Consider the following 393-nt stretch of genomic DNA (forward strand, 5'->3'; position numbering starts at 1 on the left):
CTTCCAGCACCCAGCGGGTCTGCTGTTCGGCTTTTTTAAGCAGGCTGACCGCCAGGTGGTTTTCAAAGGTGGCCTGCGGATGCTGATCCTGCAGGGTTCGACCGAATGAAGAACCGCGGTGATGAGCAAGCCCTTCCAGGTCGATACCGTCCGGGCGCGAGCAGACCAGCTGAGTTTTACCGTTGCCGGTGCAGCCGCCAATCAGCACGATCGGCCGCTGCACCAGTTCGTCGGTGGCCTGGATCGCCGCCTGGCGTAGCGCTTTATAGCCGCCGACGATCAGGGGGTAATCCACGCCAGCTTCTTTCAGCCACTGCTGGACGATATGCGAGCGCTGGCCGCCGCGGGCGCAGCACAGGTAACCGTGCGGGTAACGGGCGCACGCTTCCAGCC

At 63.4% G+C, this 393-nt stretch carries 1 protein-coding gene; it reads right to left on the reverse strand.

Annotated elements, in window-relative coordinates; all coding sequences use genetic code 11:
• A partial coding sequence (locus FJV41_RS56485) for a tRNA 2-selenouridine(34) synthase MnmH (protein WP_438616802.1) occupies positions 1 to 393 on the reverse strand: 393 nt, incomplete at both ends.

Source organism: Myxococcus llanfairpwllgwyngyllgogerychwyrndrobwllllantysiliogogogochensis (assembly GCF_006636215.1).
In the GTDB taxonomy this organism is placed as follows: Bacteria; Myxococcota; Myxococcia; order Myxococcales; family Myxococcaceae; genus Myxococcus; species Myxococcus llanfairpwllgwyngyllgogerychwyrndrobwllllantysiliogogogochensis.